The following is a 17,203-nucleotide window of genomic DNA, read 5'->3' on the forward strand; positions in this document are numbered from 1 at the left end:
CATCGCTCCGCGCTGCCCCAAGCTCCACCGCGCGATAAGATCTGCTGCATGTACTGCCCCTTCTGCCGCCACCCGGACTCCCGTGTCATCGACTCCCGAACGAGCGACGACGGGCTCTCCATCCGGCGGCGTCGGCAGTGCCCGGAGTGCGGCCGTCGCTTCTCGACTACGGAGACCGCGAGCCTCAGCGTGATCAAGCGCAGCGGTGTCGTCGAGCCGTTCAGCCGCGAGAAGATCGTGCTCGGGGTCCGCAAGGCCTGTCAGGGCCGCCCGGTGACCGACTCCGACCTGGCGGTGCTCGCCCAGAAGGTCGAAGAGACCATCCGCTCGACCGGTGCCTCCCAGATCGAGGCCAACGACATCGGCCTCGCCATCCTCCCCGAGCTGCGCGAGCTCGACGAGGTCGCCTATCTGCGGTTCGCGAGCGTCTACCAGGCGTTCGACTCCCTCGAAGACTTCGAAGAGGCCATCCAGCAGCTGCGCGTCGAGCACCACGGCGAGCCGGTCGACGTCGAGGCGTGATGGAGGCCTGACGGCTCGGTCCACGCCGCGCGGTATTCTCGTACCGGCATGTATCGCACACTCTTCTCCCTCGTCCTGTCGAAGCTCGATCCCGAGCGCGCGCACCACCTCGCCTTCCTGGTGATCCGCGCACTCCCGGCCGTCGGGCTGGGCGGCCTTGTCCGCCGGTTCACGGCGCCCGACCCGTCGCTCGCCGTCGAGGCGCTCGGGCTGCGGTTCGCGTCGCCGTTCGGCGTCGCGGCCGGGTTCGACAAAGACGGGGAGGCCGTGATCGGGCTCGGCGACCTCGGATTCGGGCACGTCGAAGTCGGCACCATCACCGCTCTCGCACAGCCGGGCAACGACCGGCCGCGACTCTTCCGGCTGATACCGGACCGCGCGGTCATCAACCGGATGGGCTTCAACAACCACGGTGCCGGTGATGCCGCCAACCGCCTCCTGAAGGTGCGGCGCGCAGGGCAGCGGCCGGTGCTCGGCGTGAACATCGGCAAGAGCCGGGTCGTCGCGGTCGAAGACGCCACGCAGGACTACCTGACGAGCGCCAGGGCGCTCGCCCCGGTCGCCGACTACCTGGTCGTGAACGTGAGTTCGCCGAACACGCCCGGTCTGCGCGGCCTCCAGGAACTCGAACTGCTCGCACCGCTGCTGAGCGCGGTCAAGGAAGTGGCAGGCTCGACACCGTTGCTGGTCAAGATCGCCCCCGACCTGACCGACGAGCAGGTCGAGAAGATCGCGGGCCTGGCCGTCGAGCTCGCACTTGCCGGCATCATTGCCACGAACACCACCATCTCGCGCGAGGGCCTGACGACAGATCCGGCCGTCGTGGAGGCCGCCGGGGCCGGCGGCCTATCGGGTGCCCCGCTGGCCGCCCGGTCGCTCGAGGTGCTCCGGCTGATCCGGGCGCACGTTCCCGCAGACCTGTGCGTGATCTCGGTCGGCGGCGTCGAGACGGCGGAGGACGTGCAGCACCGGCTGGACGCCGGCGCCACTCTCGTGCAGGGGTACACGGCGTTCCTCTACCGCGGACCGCTCTGGGCGCGCCAGATCAACCGCGGGCTGTTACGCCTCCGGCGTGCCCTGGTGGAAGCGTAGGCGCCACCGGCCGCTGCTGCGCAGCCACAGCGAGCTGCGCAGGCTGGCTCCGCGCTCGTCGACCGTGCGTGCGGTGAGCAGGATCGCGTCCGTGCCGATGCGCTCGGTTCCGAGGATGGCGAGTTCGGCCGCAGCGGAGTCCTCCTCGGCCAGCGCCTCCAGGATCGCGTCGCGCCCCCACAGCGTTCCCGAGCGACCGATCTCCTCGAACTCGGGGTGCAGGAGGGCGGCGACGCGGGAGGCGTCGGAGCGGACAGCGGGCTCGATGAGCTCGCGCTCGAGCCGGCGGACGATCTCCTCGTCGGTCTCGGCGGCACTCAGGAGGTCGTCGAACAGCTCGAGCTCGACGCTCGTCTGCGCCGGTGCGGGGCTCGGCGCGACCGGCTCGGCGACGGCCAGGGCGGGTGCGGGCTCGTGCACCGCGGCCCCCGGCCAGCCCGGGCCGATCGGGATCGCGTCGCCGTCGCGGTACGCGGTGGCGGCCGCTCGGGCACGCAGATCGGCGGCCTCGTTGAGATCGTGGCCGGCGTGCCCCTTGACCCACTCGAACGTGTAGCTGCGGCCGTGCAGTGCGCGATCCAGGCGTTCGAGGAGTTCGCGGTTCAGAACGGGGGAGCCGTCGGACTTGCGCCAGCCCTTGCGCTTCCAGCCCGGCATCCACTTGGTGACCGAGTTGATCACGTACTGGCTGTCGCACAGGATTCGCAGGTCGTCGTCGACGTGCGCGGTCGACTCCAGGAGGTCGATGACCGCCATGAGCTCGCCCATGTTGTTGGTGCCGTGCGGCCAGCCGCCCGCCGACCAGTGGTCGTCATCGACGTACCAGGCCCATCCGGCCGGACCGGGGTTACCGAGGGCGGAGCCGTCCGCCGCTGCGACGATCGTCACGTCAGCTGGGGAAGTGTCCGCGCTTGACCTGCGGCTTCGGCAGGCGCATGACACGCAGCTGCAGCGCGCGCATGGCGGCGTACCACTTGAGGCCGCGCTCGACCTTGGTCTTGCCGAACTTGTCGCCGATCTTCTTGGTGACCACGAAGCCGAGGACGATGCAGTCGATGACCGCGATCAGGAAGAACGCCCACAGCGCGACGAGGCCCCAGAGCTGCATGAACTGCCACGGCAGGAAGCTGAGCACGATGACCAGCAGCATGACCGGGATGAGGAACTCGCCGATGCTGAAGCGAGCGTCGACGTAGTCGCGCACGTAGCGCCGCTGCGGTCCGCGGTCGCGGGCGGTCAGGTAGCGCTCGTCGCCCGCGGCCATGCCGACCCGGGCCTTCTCGCGAGCCTCGGCCTGCTTGGTGCGCGCCGTGCGAGCCGCCTCCTTGCGGTCGGTGGGCACTAGGGGCCGCTTGCGGGCGGCCTCCTGCTCACGACGGGAGGGCGTGGGAGCGCCCTTGCCCTGCGTGAGCCGGGCTGCGGTCTCTTCGGGGGTCTCGACGGCGGGCGTCTCCGCCTCGGCCGCCGGGTTCTGTCGTTTCGCCAACGCTTGCGCCTTCGTTTCAGGGGTCCGTTTAAGATTACCCGCATGACAGACTCCCAGCAGACTCCTTCCGGCCGAATCGCAGGCGGGGAGACCGACGCGGCGGAAGCGCGCGTCCGGGCCGCCGTCGAGACCGGCCTCCCCGCTACGATCGCCGAGCTCTCGCGCCTGGTGCGCATCCCGTCGGTCTCGTGGGCGGCCTACGACCCCGCGAACGTGCGCGCGAGCGCCGATGCGGTCGCCGGGCTGCTGCGCGAGACGGGCGCGTTCGACAGCGTGGAGGTGAAACAGGCGCCGATTTCGGGGGAGACCCTGGGTCAGCCCGCCGTGCTCGCGACCCGCGCGGCGAAGAACGGCCGCCCGACCGTGCTGCTCTACGCCCACCACGACGTGCAGCCCCAGGGCGACGCCGCGAACTGGGACACCCCTCCGTTCGAGCCGACCGTGCGGGGCGACCGGCTCTACGGCCGCGGCGCCGCGGACGACAAGGCGGGCGTCATGTCACACGTGGCGAGCGTGCGGGCGCTGGTCGAGGCCCTCGGCCCCGACTTCGACCTCGGCCTCGCGGTCTTCATCGAGGGCGAGGAGGAGTTCGGCTCGCGCTCGTTCGCGAACTTCCTGGAGCAGAACAAGGCGGCGCTGGCGGCCGACGTCATCGTCGTCGCCGACTCGGACAACGTCGACGTGGACACGCCGGCCCTCACCGTCTCGCTTCGCGGGAACGTGACCTTCAAGCTCACGGTGTCCACGCTGGAGCACGCCTCGCACTCCGGGATGTACGGGGGAGCGGCGCCCGACGCCATGCTCGCGCTGGTCGCCCTGCTGGCGACGCTGCACGACGAGAACGGGTCGGTCGCCGTCGAGGGGATGCGCTCGCACGACGACGCGGCGGAGCCGCCGGCGCTCAGCGAGGAGCAGTTCCACGAGGAGGCCGCGCTGCTGCCCGGCGTCACCCCGATCGGGACCGGACCGATCCTGTCGCGGATGTGGTCGCAGCCGACCGTGACGATCACCGGGATCGACGCGCCGAGCGTCGTGGACGCCTCCAACACCCTCCTCCCCAGCGTCGCCGTACGCCTGAGCGCGCGCGTCGCACCGGGGCAGCACGCCTCGGAGGCCTACGCGGCACTCGAGCGCCACCTGCGCGAGCACGCGCCTTTCGGCGCACACATCGAGATCAGCGACGTCGACACCGGCGACGCGTTCCTCGTCGACACGGCCGGATGGGCCGCGACAGAGGCCAAGCAGGCGATGGCCGACGCCTGGGGAAAGGACGCGGTCGAGACCGGCGTCGGGGGGTCGATCCCGTTCATCGCCGACCTGGTGCGCGAGTTCCCGGAGGCCCAGATCCTGGTGACGGGGGTCGAGGACCCCGACACCCGCGCGCACAGCCCGAACGAGTCGCTGCACCTGGGGGTGTTCAAGCGGGCGATTCTCGCGGAGGCCCTGCTTCTGGCCCGGCTCGACCGACGCGAGAGCTGAGTGCTGTAGCGCTGGTGAGCGTTCTCCCGACAAAGCGACGTACAATCGACGCAGATTTCGCAATCGAACTCTCGACACTCGTGTGAGGAGCCCCATGACCGACACAGCGCTGACCGCGACCAAAGCCCACGGCGTCGGCCTGACCGACAACGCAGCGGGCAAGGTGAAGAGCCTGCTCGAGCAGGAGGGCCGCGACGACCTGCGCCTGCGCGTCGCCGTGCAGCCCGGCGGCTGCTCCGGTCTGATCTACCAGCTGTACTTCGACGAGCGCATGCTCGACGGCGACGCCACGGTCGATTTCGAGGGGGTCGAGGTCATCGTCGACAAGATGAGCGTCCCCTATCTGGACGGCGCGACGATCGACTTCGAGGACACCATCCAGAAGCAGGGATTCACCATCGACAACCCCAACGCGACGGGGTCGTGCGCCTGCGGAGACTCGTTCCACTGAGCCGTCTATAGCATAGAAAACACCTCTGGGCCGCCCCTTGTGGGCGGCCCTTTGTGTTCAAAACCGGGTGTCCGGCGGAGTAGGGTAGATAACGCCACATACAGTTGCATGTGAACTGTCCCCGAGTCTCTCGAAAGGTCACCGGTGCGTCACAATCGCCGTCTCCGATGGGCTGCCATCCCGATCGCAGCGACACTCGCTATCGTCCTCGCGGGCTGCACGCAGGCCCAGCTCCACGGCTTCCTGCCGGGCTTCGTCGAGGGCGAGCAGCCCGTCACGAATCACACGGAGCGCATCAGCGGTCTCTGGGTGACGAGCTGGATCGTCCTTCTCATCGTGGGCATCGTCGTGTGGGGCCTGATCCTCTGGGCGGTCATCGTCTACCGACGCCGCAAGGGCCAGACCGGCCTCCCGGTTCAGTTGCGCTACAACATGCCGATCGAGATCTTCTACACGATCGTCCCGCTCATCCTGGTGCTCGGCTTCTTCGCCTTCACCGCGCGCGACCAGAACGCCATCGAGCAGCCGTACGCGCACCCCGACCTCAAGATCCAGGTCTACGCCAAGCAGTGGGCGTGGGACTTCAACTACGTCACCGACAACGTGTACGACCCGGGAATCCAGGCCCAGCCCGACGACTCGAGTGCCGCCCCCGGCACCGTCCAAGAGGGCCAGATCCCCACGCTCTACCTCCCCGAGAACAAGAAGGTCACGATCCAGCTCGACTCGCGCGACGTGATCCACTCGTTCTGGGTGCCCGCCTTCCTCTACAAGAAGGACGTCATCCCGGGCAAGACGAACTACATGTACTTCTCGACCACCGGCCGCACGGGAACCTTCGTCGGCAAGTGCGCCGAGCTGTGCGGCGAGTACCACTCCGCGATGCTCTTCAACGTGAAGATCGTCTCGCAGAGCGAGTACGACGCTCACATCCAGTCCCTCCGCGACAAGGGCTTCGAGGGGCAGCTGGGGTCGGAGTACGACCGCAACAACAACCTGCCCGGCACGGGCGCCCCTACGGGCAACGAGTGATTCCGGCAACGAGTAGGACAGACGCATGACGACGACAGCACCGGCGCCGGGAGCGACCACCGCTCCTGCCGCTCCGAAGCCCACTCTCCTCACCGCGAACGGGGTAGAGCGCAAGGGCAACATCCTCGTGAACTACATCACGTCGACGGACCACAAGACGATCGGGTACATGTACCTCATCTCGTCGTTCATCTACTTCTTGATCGGCGGCGTGATGGCGCTGATCATCCGCGCCCAGCTGTTCGAGCCGGGCCTGGAGGTCGTTCAGACCAAGGAGCAGTACAACCAGCTGTTCACGATGCACGGCACGATCATGCTGCTGATGTTCGCGACGCCGCTGTTCGCCGGGTTCGCCAACGTGCTCATGCCGCTCCAGATCGGCGCTCCCGACGTGGCGTTCCCGCGACTGAACGCTCTCGCGTACTGGTTCTACTCGTTCGGATCGCTGATCGCGGTCGCCGGCTTCCTCACCCCGCAGGGTGCCGCCTCGTTCGGGTGGTTCGCCTACGCGCCGTTGTCGAGTACGACGTTCTCACCCGGCGTCGGAGGCAATCTCTGGGTCGTCGGCCTCGGTCTGTCGGGCTTCGGAACGATCCTCGGTGCGGTGAACTTCATCACCACCATCATCACGATGCGCGCCCCGGGCATGACCATGTTCCGCATGCCGATCTTCACGTGGAACATCCTGGTCACGTCGATCCTCGTGCTCATGGCCTTCCCGGTCCTGGCTGCGGCGCTCTTCGCGCTCGCCGCCGACCGCGTGTTCGACGCGCACATCTACGACGCGGCCAACGGAGGGGCGCTGCTCTGGCAGCACCTGTTCTGGTTCTTCGGGCATCCGGAGGTCTACATCATCGCGCTGCCGTTCTTCGGCATCGTGTCCGAGATCTTCCCGGTGTTCAGCCGCAAGCCGATCTTCGGGTACAAGACCCTGATCTACGCGACGATCTCGATCGCGGCCCTGTCCGTCACGGTGTGGGCCCACCACATGTACGTGACCGGCTCGGTCCTGCTGCCCTGGTTCTCACTGATGACGATGCTCATCGCTGTTCCGACCGGTGTGAAGATCTTCAACTGGATCGGCACGATGTGGCGTGGATCGCTGACGTTCGAGTCGCCCATGCTGTGGTCGATCGGCTTCCTCATCACGTTCACCTTCGGTGGTCTGACCGGTGTCATCCTCGCGTCGCCGCCGCTCGACTTCCACGTGTCCGACACGTACTTCGTCGTGGCGCACTTCCACTACGTGGTGTTCGGAACCGTCGTGTTCGCGATGTTCGCCGGGTTCTACTTCTGGTGGCCCAAGTGGACGGGCAAGATGCTCAACGACCGGCTGGGCAAGTGGCACTTCTGGTTGCTGTTCATCGGCTTCCACACGACGTTCCTCATCCAGCACTGGCTGGGCGTTGTCGGCATGCCCCGACGGTATGCGACCTACCTGCCGTCCGACGGCTTCACGTGGATGAACCAGGTCTCGTCGATCGGTGCGGGCATCCTGGCCGTCTCGATGATCCCGTTCTTCGTCAATGTCTACCTCACGGCGCGCAACGCGCCGAAGGTCACCGTCAACGACCCGTGGGGCTACGGACGCTCGCTCGAGTGGGCGACCTCCTGCCCGCCGCCGCGGCACAACTTCACGTCCATCCCGCGGATCCGTTCGGAGTCGCCGGCATTCGACCTGAACCACCCGGAGGCCGGCATCCCGATCGGTATCGGCGGCGGCAAGGACGCCCCCGATGCCCCTGTGCTCGACATCGCAGACAGCAAGGTGAAGTGAACCCATGAGAGCTAACGCAATCCTCTTCTGGATCCTCTCGGCCTTCTTCCTCCTCTCGGCGATCGTCTACACGCTGTGGAGCCTCCTCGACCCGATGCACATGAAGGTCGAGTGGGTCGGCACCGTGGCGCTCACTCTGAGCGCCATCCTCGCCGCCTTCATCGCCTTCTACGTCGGGCGCTCGCACGCCTCCCAGGGCGGTGAGCTGCCCGAGGACAAGCTCGACGCCAACATCGACGACGGCGACCCGGAACTCGGTCACTTCTCCCCGTGGAGCTGGTGGCCGGTGGCCCTCGGTGCCGCGGCGGCTCTGGTGATGCTCGGCCTCGCGGTCGGCTTCTGGATCTGCTTCATCGGTGTCGCCTTCGCTCTGGTCTGCATCGTCGGCTGGGTCTACGAGTACTACCGGGGCTTCTTCGCCCGCTGAGCCGAACGCGAACGTTCGATCCGAAAGGCCGCCTCCTCCGGGAGGCGGCCTTTCTGCGTCGTCTGGACGCCGGAGGTCAGCGCGCTTCGAAGCTGAGCACGTCGACGGAGACGGTCGTCTCGTCGGCTGGGGCGGGTGCCGCGTCCGCGTGACGCGCTGACGGTCCCATGCCCGCCAGAGCGACTCGGAGGGCGTCGTCGAGTGCGAGTGCGTAACTGACGTGTTCGCGCGTCAGCGGGGCGTACAGGGCGCCTGCGGCCGCAATAACGTCTTCGGCCTTGTCGGTCGGGATGTCGAGCATCGTGCCGGCCTGCCGGAGCGATCCGAGGTGGTCCGCACGTGGCACCACCACCACGAGCCGGCCGCCCGGGCGGAGCACACGGTGGAACTCGGGCAGATTCCGCGGAGCGAAGACGTCGAGCACGACGTCCACATTCTGCGAGCGGACGGGGAGCGGACGCCAAGTGTCGGCGACCAGGCCATCGACGCGTGCCGACGAACGCGCGGCGCGGGCGACTGCGGCGGGGGAGAGGTCCATCGCCAGGCCGATCGCGTCGGGCGCGCTCGCGACGGCGGCTCGCAGGTAGTAGCCCGTGCCGGCACCGGCGTCGAGGGTCCGCGAGCCCTCGGCGGGTTGGGCGGCTGCCGCGACCGCTGAGGCGATGGGGGCGAAGGCGCCTCCCTCGAGCACCACGTCGCGGGCGTCCAGCATCTCGGCCGAGTCGCCGACCAGTTTGCTGCCGCCCCCGAGCAACGATACGTAGCCGCGCTTGTTGACGTCGTGGCGGTGACCCTCGGCGCAGCCGAGGGTCAGCCGGTCCAGGGGCTCCAGGTCACGTCCGCACACGGGGCAGCGCAACCAGGAGGCCAGACGGGCGAGCGCGGGACGGGCCGGATCGGTCACAGGAAGCTCCTCGGACGTGCCGGGCGTGGAAGCCGAGCGGCGGTGGAAACGGGAAAGCGCCGATCGTCGATGACGATCGGCGCTTCCACGGAAGGTTCAGCGGATCAGTGGTGACCGTGACCCGACTCGAGCTCCCCGCGGGTCGGCGGGACGAGACGGTCTTCGAAGAACCAGCGGGACAGGCTCGCGCGCATCCGCGTGCCGGCCGTGATCTTGCCGCGCTTGTTCGGGCGGATCATCAGCGGTTCGTACGCCTCGAAGCTCACCAGACGCCAGCGCTCGTAGTCGCTGAGCTGCTCGTGCACCTCGATGAACTCGCCACCGGGGAGCTTGACGATGCGGCCCGTCTCGTAGCCGTGAAGCGCGACCGAACGGTCCTTCTTCTGGAGCGCGAGGCAGACGCGCTTGGTGAGGAAGTACGCGACGACCGGACCGACGAAGAGCAGCGCCTGGAGCGTGTGGATCACGCCCTCCATCGTCAGCATGAAGTGCGTGGCGATGATGTCGGACGACGCCGCAGCCCAGAACACCGCGTAGAACGTCACGCCGGCAGCACCGATGGCGGTGCGGGTGGCCGCGTTGCGCGGACGGTCGAGGATGTGGTGCTCGCGCTTGTCGCCGGTGATCCACGCCTCGATGAAGGGGTAGATCATCACGGTCACGATGAAGACACCGAGAATGACGACCGGCACGATGATGTTGAACGACCAGGTGCGGTTGAGCCAGACGAACTCCCAGCCCGGCGGAACCAGACGCAGGGCGCCGTCCGCGAAGCCGATGTACCAGTCGGGCTGGGTGCCGGCGGAGACGGGGGAGGGGTCGTACGGGCCGTAGTTCCAGATCGGGTTGATGGTGAAGAGCGACGCCATGAGCGCGACGACACCGAACACGATGAAGAAGAAGCCGCCGGCCTTCGCGGCGTACACCGGGAGGACCGGGTAGCCCACGACGTTGCCCTGTGTGCGGCCGGGAGCGGCGTACTGCGTGTGCTTGTGGACGACCACGAACACCAGGTGCAGCGCGATGAACGCGACCACGAGCGCCGGAAGCAGCAGGATGTGCAGCGTGTAGAGGCGCCCGACGATCGCCGTGCCCGGGAACTCGCCGCCGAAGAGCAGGAACGAGATCCAGGTGCCGACGACGGGGAGGCCCTTGATCAGGCCGTCGATGATGCGGAGGCCGTTGCCGGACAGCAGGTCGTCGGGGAGCGAGTAGCCCGTGAAGCCCTCGGCCATCGCAAGGATGAACAGCGTGAAGCCGATCACCCAGTTGAGTTCGCGCGGCTTGCGGAACGCACCCGTGAAGAAGATGCGGAGCATGTGCAGGCCGATCGCGGCCACGAACAGCAGCGCCGCCCAGTGGTGGATCTGGCGCACGAGCAGGCCGCCGCGCACCTCGAACGAGATGTTGAGCGTGGACTCCATCGCCGCGGACATGTGGATGCCCTTGAGCGGCACGTACGAGCCGTTGTAGACGACCTCGGCCATCGACGCCTGGAAGAAGAACGTCAGGAACGTTCCCGTCAGCAGGATGACGATGAAGCTGTAGAGGGCGACCTCACCGAGCAGGAAGGACCAGTGGTCCGGGAAGATCTTGCGACCGAACTCCTTGACCGCGCCGGAGATGCTGGTGCGGTCCTCGATGTAGTTGGCGGCCGCCGCTGTGAAGCCGCCGCTCTTGACCGTGGTTTCTGCCGCAGGAGGTGCGGCGGTCGTGGTGCTCAATGGCGCTCCCAGAAACTCGGGCCGACGGGCTCGTGGAAGTCGCTGCGGGCGACCAGGTAACCGTCGGCGTCAACGGTGATCGGCAGCTGCGGCAATGGCCGCTTCGCCGGTCCGAAGATGACCTCTGCCTCGTGCGTGATGTCGAACTGCGACTGGTGGCACGGGCACAGCAGGTGGTGGGTCTGCTGCTCGTAGAGCGCCACCGGGCACCCGACGTGCGTGCAGATCTTGGAGTAGGCGACGATGCCGTCGTAATTCCAGTTCTCACGGCCCTTGGAGACGTGCAGGTCTTCGGGCTTGAGGCGCATGAGCAGAACGGCCGCCTTGGCCTTCTGCTCCAGCATGTCCGGAGCGTCGTTCAGGCCCTCCGGAATGACGTGGAAGGCGCTGCCCAACGTGACGTCGGACGCCTTGATCGGGGTGCCGGAGGGGTCGCGCGTCAGGCGGATGCCCTTGGCCCACATGGTCTGCGAGAGCAGCTCGGCCGGGTCTTCGCCCTGCGGCGCGAGGCCGCGGAACAGGACCACGGCGGGAAGCGGGAAGGCGATCAGCGCGCCGATCAGGCTGTTGCGCACCAGGGTGCGGCGGTTGAAGCCGGACTCCTGGTCGGCCTGGCGGAAGATCTCGGCCGCGCGCTCGGTGGTCTGCTCGGAACCGCGGACCGGGTGGCGGAGGTCGACGCCCTCCTTCTCGTGCATCAGGGCCTTGCCCCAGTGCACGGCGCCGATGCCGATGGCGAGCAGGGCCAGGGCGATGCCGAGGCCGATGAACAGGTTGTTCAGACGCACGGAGCCCGGGTCGCTGTCGTTGATCGGGAACGCCATGTAGGCGGCGACCGCCCACACGGAGCCCGCGATGGACAGATAGAACAGCGTGTAGACGGTGCGCTCGGCGCGCCGCTCCTTCTTGGGGTCGAGGTCGGTCACCCGCGGGCGGTGCGGCGGGAAACCGGGGTTCTCGACGGCGTCGCGGATGATCACCGCCGTTCCGGGGTCTCCGGTCCGGTGCACGTCGACGGCCGACGAACTGGCTGGCGTCAGCTCGTGACCGCCGTTCTCGTCCTGTGCCATTGTTCTCCTTCTTACGCTGTGCTTCTACAAGTACGACAGAACGGTCAGTTGGACTTCGCCGTGATCCACACGGTCAGGGCGACGATGGCGCCCAGGCCGAAGATCCAGAGGAAGAGTCCCTCGGCCACCGGGCCGAGCGAGCCGAGCTCGAAGCCGCCCGGGGACGGGTTGTTCTGGATGTACTTGAGGTACGTGATGATGTCGGCCTTGCCCTGGGGCGAGATGTTCAGGTCGTTGAACACCGGCATGTTCTGCGGGCCGGTGATCATGGCCTCGTAGATGTGCTTGGCGCTGACACCGGTCAGCGGCGGGGCGAACTTGCCCTCGGTGAGCGCACCACCCGCGCCGGCGACGTTGTGGCACATCGCGCAGTTGATGCGGAAGAGCTCGGCGCCGGCTGCGGCGTCGCCCTTGCCGTCGAGGTACTTCTGCTCGGGGACCGAGGGGCCGGGAGCCAGCGACGCGACGTAGGCGGCGAGGGCCGCGACGTCGGCGTCGGAGAATTGCACCGGCTTCTGCTCGGCCTGCGGCCCCTGCATCTGCATGGGCATGCGGCCGGTGCCGACCTGGAAGTCGACAGCGGCGGCGCCGACGCCGATCAGGGTCGGTGCGTTGACCGTGCCCTGGGCGTCCATGCCGTGGCAGGTGGCGCAGTTGGCCTGGAACAGCTTCTCGCCCTGCGCGATCTGCGACTGGGAGGCCGTCTGGACCGAAGCGGTGTCGGCCGAGGCCGTCGTGGTGGTGAACGCGGCGTACGCGCCGCCGGTGAGGCCGAGGCCGATGGCGAGCAGGGCGACGGTGGCGAGCGGGTGGCGGCGACCGGTCTTGCGCGCTGCCTTAGTGCGGCTGGGTGCCGTGGCGCGAGACTTCTGGGTGCCGGGAACGCGGGGACGCATGAGGTGAGGTCAGCTCCTGTTGATCTATCGGATGATGTAGATGACCGCGAACAGTCCGATCCACACGACGTCGACGAAGTGCCAGTAGTACGACACGACGATGGCGCTCGTGGCCTCTTTGTGGCCGAAGGTCTTGACCGCGAAGGCGCGGCCGATGACGAGCAGGAAGGCGATGAGGCCGCCGGTGACGTGGAGGGCGTGGAAGCCGGTCGTCAGATAGAAGGCGGAGCCGTAGGCGTTGGCGTCGAACGCGATGCCCTCGGAGACGAGCGTTGCGTACTCGAGCACCTGGCCGGACACGAAGATGGCGCCCATGATGTACGAGAGGGCGAACCACTCGACGAGGCCCCACTTCCAGAACTGGAGCACGCCGCCGCTGCGTCGCGGCTGGAGGCGCTCCGCGGCGAACACGCCCATCTGGCAGGTCACAGAGGACAGCACCAGGATCGTGGTGTTCACGGCCGCGTACGGGATGTTCAAGTGCTGCGTCTCGGCGGCCCACAGATCGGGCGACGTCGACTTGAGCGTGAAGTAGATCGCGAAGAGACCCGCGAAGAACATCACCTCTGAGCCGAGCCAGACGATCGTGCCGACGGCCACGACATTGGGCCGGTTGATCGCCGGCGCACTCGTTGCAGGAGAAATGGAGGTGCTCGTCACAAAACCCATTATGGCTGAAAAGAAGCCGTGGTTTTCTCACCTGAAAGGCACGAATTCGCCTCGATTCGGGTAAGGGCAGCCTTACACCTGGTACAAAGCCCCTGCTCCCCGTGGCGTGTCGCCTCCCAATAGGATCGCACTATGACGCAAATGCAGTCCTGGTCGTCCGTGCTCACCTCACTTCTCGCCCGCGAGGACCTGAGCGTGGCGGACGCGGCCTGGGCCATGGATCAGGTCATGTCGGGCGAGGCCACGGAGGCCCAGCTCGCCGCGTTCCTGATCGCATTGCGCGCCAAGGGCGAGACCGTCGACGAGATCGTCGGGTTCCGCGACGCCATCCTCGACCACGCCGTCCCGCTCCCCGTCGACCCGATGGCGCTCGACATCGTCGGCACCGGAGGAGACCGTTTCGGCACCGTGAACGTGTCAACGACGGCCTCCATCGTCGCCGCGGCGTCGGGGGTGCCCGTGATCAAGCACGGCAACCGGGCGGCCAGCTCGTCGTCGGGATCGTCCGACGTGCTCGCGGCGCTCGGCATCGACCTGACGCTGCCGCCCGAGCGGGTGGCCGAGGTGCTGCGCCGCACCGGGATCACGTTCGCGTTCGCCAGCGCCTTTCACCCCGGCTTCGCGAATGCGGGCCCCGTCCGTTCGCAGCTCGGGGTGCCGACGGTGTTCAACTTCCTCGGGCCGCTGTGCAACCCGGCGCGCCCGGAGGCGTCGGCCGTGGGGGTCGCGACGCTCGATCGCATCCCGCTGATCGTCGGCGTCTTCCAGACCCGCGGTGCGACCGCGCTGGTCTTCCGCGGAGACGACGGCCTCGACGAGCTGTCCACCACCGGTCACAGCCACGTCTGGGAGGTCTCCAGGGGGCTCGTCACCGAGCACGACATCGACCCGCGCGATCTGGGCATCCCGCGCGCCAGGATCGAGGATCTGCTCGGGAAGGACGCCGCGTACAACGCGGCTGTCGTGCGTGCCGTGCTCGCGGGCCAGGATGGCCCTGTGCGCGACATCGTGTTGCTCAACGCGGCGGCCGGGCTCGTGTCGTACGAGCTCGCGTCCGACCCGTCGAGGGTCCAGGAGTCCATCCTGGATCGGTTCCGTACACAAATGGAGGTCGCCGCCCGGGCGATCGACTCCGGGGCTGCGGCCGCGAAGCTCGAGGAATGGGTGGCGGCTACGCACTGATGTAGCAAGCACCGACAGCAAGTGGAAGGAAGGGTTTTCAATGAAGAAGCTCATCAACGACGTACCCGACGTCGTGGCCGAGTCCTTGGCGGGTTTCGGCCGAGCTCACGCTGACATCGTCGCGGTGTCGCAGGACCCCCGCTTCGTCTCCCGGGCCGACGGCCCGGTGCGCGGCAAGGTCGGCCTGGTCAGCGGCGGCGGCAGCGGCCATGAGCCGCTCCACGCCGGATTCGTGGGCAAGGGCATGCTGGACGCCGCGGTTCCCGGCGAGGTGTTCACCTCCCCGACGCCGATGCCGATCGTGGAGGCAACCAAGGCTGCGGACGGCGGCGCCGGCGTGCTCCACATCGTCAAGAACTACACGGGAGACGTGCTCAACTTCGAGACGGCCGCCGACCTGGTGGGCGCGGAGGGCATCACGGTGCGCGCCGTCGTCACCAACGACGACGTCGCGGTGCAGGACTCGCTCTACACGGCCGGGCGTCGCGGCGTCGCAGGAACCGTGCTCGTCGAGAAGATCGCGGGGGCGGCAGCCGACCGCGGCGACGACCTCGACGCGGTGACCGCGGTCGCCGAGAAGGTCAACGCCAACGTCCGCTCGATCGGCCTCGCGCTGACCGACGGCACGGTCCCGCACGCGGGCGAGCCCGGTTTCGTGCTCCCGGAGGACGAGATCGAGTTCGGCGTCGGCATCCACGGCGAGCCGGGCCGCGAGCGCATCAAGATCGAGCCGGCCGACCGGCTCGTCGACCGGATGATGGACGCGATCCTCACGGATCTGCCGTTCTCGTCGGGAGACACGGTGCTGCTGTTCGTGAACGGGATGGGCGGCACCCCGCTGTCCGAGCTCTACATCCTGTTCCGCCGCGCTGCGGAGATCCTGGACGAGAAGGGCATCGTGCTCGGCCGGTCGCTGGTCGGCAATTACGTCACCTCGCTCGAGATGCAGGGCGCCTCCATCTCGGTGCTGAAGCTGGACGACGAGCTGACCGCCCTGTGGGACGCTCCGGTGCACACCGCCGCGCTCCGCTGGGGCGTCTGACGGGCCCGCAGAACGACAGCACACCGAACGACACGGGTGACGAGAGGAAGGAAACACGCATGGCGTTGGACACGGACTGGGTCTCGTCCTGGATCTCGGCAGCGGCGCAGGCCGTGGCCGAGCACAAAGGCGAGCTGAACACGCTCGACCGGGAGATCGGCGACGGCGATCACGGCGAGAACATGGACCGCGGCATGCGCGCGTCCGTGGACGCGCTGGCGAAGCTGCCGGACGACGCGACGCCGTCGGCGGCGCTGCGCTCGATCGCGATGACCCTCATCTCCACGGTCGGTGGAGCCTCCGGACCGCTCTACGGCACCGCCTTCCTCAAGGCGGCAGAGCCGGTGGGCGATGCGCAGGCGATCGACGGGGAGGCGCTCGTGGCGCTGCTGGCGGCGGCGCGCGACGGGATCGTGTCCCGCGGCAAGGCGGAACCGGGCGACAAGACGATGATCGACGCCTGGACCCCCGCGGTGGAGGCGGCCTCGGCCTCCCTCGCCGCGGGGGCCGACCCGGCCGCGATCCTGGCCGCCGCCGCCGATGCGGCCGAGAAGGGCTCGGACGCGACCATCCCGCTCGTCGCCCGCAAGGGCCGCGCGAGCTACCTCGGTGAACGCTCCGCCGGCCACCGCGACCCCGGAGCCCAGTCGACGGCCTTGATCCTGAGGGCCGCGGCGGAGACCGCGGAATGAGCGCGACGGTCGGGATCGTCTTCGTCTCGCACAGCTCGCAGCTCGCCGCCGGCGCCGTCGCCCTCGCCGGGCAGATGGCGCCGTCGGTGAGGCTGCTGCCCGCGGGCGGGACGGACGACGACGGGATCGGCACGAGCTTCGGCAAGGTCATGACCGCGGTGGGGGAGGCCGACCAGGGCGCAGGCGTCGTGGTCGTCAGCGACCTCGGCTCCGCGTTGCTGACGGCCGAGACGGTGCTGGACCTCCTGCCGGACGACGAGCGTGCGCGCGTGCGCGTGGTCGACGGGCCGTTCGTCGAGGGCGGCGTCGCGGCGGCGGTGGCCGCCGAGACCGGCGCCGACCTGGAGGGCGTGGCCGCCGCCGTCGAGGGAGCGCGCGCGGCGTGGGGCGGCGCGGAGGCCGCCGAGGCGCCGCCGGCCGAGGCTGCGGCCCCACAGCCTGCCGAGGGCGGCACGCGCGGCGAGGCCGGCTATGTGCGTGAAGTGCTGGTGCGCAACCCGCAAGGGCTGCACGCGCGCCCCGCCGCGGAGTTCGTGAAGCTGGCGAACACCTTCCCCGTGAAGGTGACCGTCAACGGCAAGGACGCCAAGAGCCTGCTCGGCGTGATGTCGCTCGGGCTGACCGCCGGCGCGACAGCGACGATCGCGTCGTCCGACGACGACGGCGAAGCCGCGGTCGACGCACTGGTCGAGATCATCGAGGGCGGCTTCGGAGAGGTCTGAACCCCGGGCTCACTCCGGGCTCACCCGGGCTCACCG

18 protein-coding genes are annotated in these 17,203 nt (G+C 68.5%); 11 read left to right on the forward strand and 7 right to left on the reverse strand.

The window, feature by feature from the left end; translation table 11 throughout:
- The first annotated feature begins 48 nt into the window (after positions 1 to 48).
- Both nrdR and ASF88_RS06345 read left to right on the forward strand, forming a co-directional pair.
- Positions 49 to 522, forward strand: coding sequence for a transcriptional regulator NrdR (nrdR, locus tag ASF88_RS06340; RefSeq protein ID WP_055915621.1), 474 nt, complete (start codon positions 49 to 51; stop codon positions 520 to 522).
- Positions 523 to 570: 48 nt separating this feature from the next.
- Positions 571 to 1,614 carry a quinone-dependent dihydroorotate dehydrogenase gene (locus tag ASF88_RS06345; RefSeq protein ID WP_055915623.1) on the forward strand — a complete coding sequence of 348 codons (1,044 nt, stop codon included), beginning with the start codon at positions 571 to 573 and terminating at the stop codon, positions 1,612 to 1,614.
- On the opposite strand, the gene ASF88_RS06350 is transcribed toward ASF88_RS06345, so the two are convergent.
- Both ASF88_RS06350 and ASF88_RS06355 read right to left on the reverse strand, forming a co-directional pair.
- Entirely contained in the window at positions 1,582 to 2,502 is a 921-nt protein-coding gene (locus ASF88_RS06350; protein ID WP_055915625.1) for a ribonuclease HI family protein, read from the reverse strand. The genes ASF88_RS06345 and ASF88_RS06350 overlap by 33 nt on opposite strands.
- A 1-nt stretch (position 2,503) precedes the next feature.
- Positions 2,504 to 3,100 (reverse strand): DUF3043 domain-containing protein, encoded by a 597-nt coding sequence (locus tag ASF88_RS06355; RefSeq protein WP_055915627.1) that lies wholly within the window; start codon positions 3,098 to 3,100, stop codon positions 2,504 to 2,506.
- Between the two features lie 42 nt (positions 3,101 to 3,142).
- Between ASF88_RS06355 and ASF88_RS06360 the strand changes: the two genes are divergently transcribed.
- The 5 genes from ASF88_RS06360 (at position 3,143) to ASF88_RS06380 (ending at position 8,266) form a co-directional block, all read left to right on the forward strand.
- Entirely contained in the window at positions 3,143 to 4,579 is a 1,437-nt protein-coding gene (locus tag ASF88_RS06360; RefSeq protein ID WP_055915629.1) for a dipeptidase, read from the forward strand.
- Between the two features lie 94 nt (positions 4,580 to 4,673).
- On the forward strand, positions 4,674 to 5,030 hold the full coding sequence (gene erpA / locus ASF88_RS06365) for an iron-sulfur cluster insertion protein ErpA (protein WP_055915631.1): 357 nt from the start codon (positions 4,674 to 4,676) through the stop codon (positions 5,028 to 5,030).
- A 144-nt stretch (positions 5,031 to 5,174) separates the two neighbouring features.
- Positions 5,175 to 6,062 carry an aa3-type cytochrome oxidase subunit II gene (gene ctaC / locus ASF88_RS06370; RefSeq protein WP_055915633.1) on the forward strand — a complete coding sequence of 296 codons (888 nt, stop codon included), beginning with the start codon at positions 5,175 to 5,177 and terminating at the stop codon, positions 6,060 to 6,062.
- 25 nt (positions 6,063 to 6,087) lie between these two features.
- Complete coding sequence (gene ctaD / locus ASF88_RS06375) at positions 6,088 to 7,839, forward strand: aa3-type cytochrome oxidase subunit I (RefSeq protein WP_055915635.1); 1,752 nt, start codon at positions 6,088 to 6,090, stop codon at positions 7,837 to 7,839.
- A gap of 4 nt (positions 7,840 to 7,843) precedes the next feature.
- Positions 7,844 to 8,266, forward strand: coding sequence for a cytochrome c oxidase subunit 4 (locus tag ASF88_RS06380; RefSeq protein ID WP_055915637.1), 423 nt, complete (start codon positions 7,844 to 7,846; stop codon positions 8,264 to 8,266).
- Between the two features lie 76 nt (positions 8,267 to 8,342).
- Here ASF88_RS06380 and ASF88_RS06385 read toward each other — a convergent pair whose 3' ends face one another.
- The 5 genes from ASF88_RS06385 to ctaE all read right to left on the reverse strand — a co-directional run bounded on the left by ASF88_RS06385 (position 8,343) and on the right by ctaE (position 13,529).
- Entirely contained in the window at positions 8,343 to 9,170 is an 828-nt protein-coding gene (locus ASF88_RS06385; RefSeq protein ID WP_055915638.1) for a methyltransferase domain-containing protein, read from the reverse strand.
- Positions 9,171 to 9,274: 104 nt separating this feature from the next.
- The gene (gene qcrB / locus ASF88_RS06390) at positions 9,275 to 10,894 is read right to left on the reverse strand and encodes a cytochrome bc1 complex cytochrome b subunit (protein WP_055915640.1); all 1,620 of its coding nucleotides are present in this window, start codon (positions 10,892 to 10,894) and stop codon (positions 9,275 to 9,277) included.
- Positions 10,891 to 11,964 (reverse strand): cytochrome bc1 complex Rieske iron-sulfur subunit, encoded by a 1,074-nt coding sequence (qcrA, locus tag ASF88_RS06395; RefSeq protein ID WP_055915642.1) that lies wholly within the window; start codon positions 11,962 to 11,964, stop codon positions 10,891 to 10,893. Before qcrA ends, qcrB begins: the two co-directional genes overlap by 4 nt.
- Before the next feature lie 44 nt (positions 11,965 to 12,008).
- Positions 12,009 to 12,860, reverse strand: a complete 852-nt coding sequence (gene qcrC / locus ASF88_RS06400; RefSeq protein WP_082518776.1) for a cytochrome bc1 complex diheme cytochrome c subunit — start codon at positions 12,858 to 12,860, stop codon at positions 12,009 to 12,011.
- Positions 12,861 to 12,884: 24 nt separating this feature from the next.
- Positions 12,885 to 13,529, reverse strand: a complete 645-nt coding sequence (gene ctaE / locus ASF88_RS06405) for an aa3-type cytochrome oxidase subunit III (protein ID WP_055915645.1) — start codon at positions 13,527 to 13,529, stop codon at positions 12,885 to 12,887.
- Positions 13,530 to 13,661: 132 nt separating this feature from the next.
- Between ctaE and trpD the strand changes: the two genes are divergently transcribed.
- Genes trpD through dhaM form a run of 4 tightly spaced genes read left to right on the forward strand, consistent with a single transcriptional unit; the run spans position 13,662 to position 17,167 of the window.
- A complete protein-coding gene (gene trpD, locus ASF88_RS06410; protein WP_055915647.1) occupies positions 13,662 to 14,711 on the forward strand; it encodes an anthranilate phosphoribosyltransferase in 1,050 nt (349 codons plus the stop codon).
- Between the two features lie 40 nt (positions 14,712 to 14,751).
- Positions 14,752 to 15,753, forward strand: coding sequence for a dihydroxyacetone kinase subunit DhaK (dhaK, locus tag ASF88_RS06415; RefSeq protein WP_055915648.1), 1,002 nt, complete (start codon positions 14,752 to 14,754; stop codon positions 15,751 to 15,753).
- 59 nt (positions 15,754 to 15,812) lie between these two features.
- Entirely contained in the window at positions 15,813 to 16,445 is a 633-nt protein-coding gene (dhaL, locus tag ASF88_RS06420; RefSeq protein WP_055915650.1) for a dihydroxyacetone kinase subunit DhaL, read from the forward strand.
- The gene (dhaM, locus tag ASF88_RS06425; protein WP_055915652.1) at positions 16,442 to 17,167 is read left to right on the forward strand and encodes a dihydroxyacetone kinase phosphoryl donor subunit DhaM; all 726 of its coding nucleotides are present in this window, start codon (positions 16,442 to 16,444) and stop codon (positions 17,165 to 17,167) included. The genes dhaL and dhaM overlap by 4 nt, the downstream gene beginning before the upstream one ends.
- Positions 17,168 to 17,203: the final 36 nt, after the last annotated feature.

This window comes from Leifsonia sp. Leaf336 (genome assembly GCF_001423695.1).
Lineage (GTDB): Bacteria > Actinomycetota > Actinomycetes > Actinomycetales > Microbacteriaceae > Leifsonia.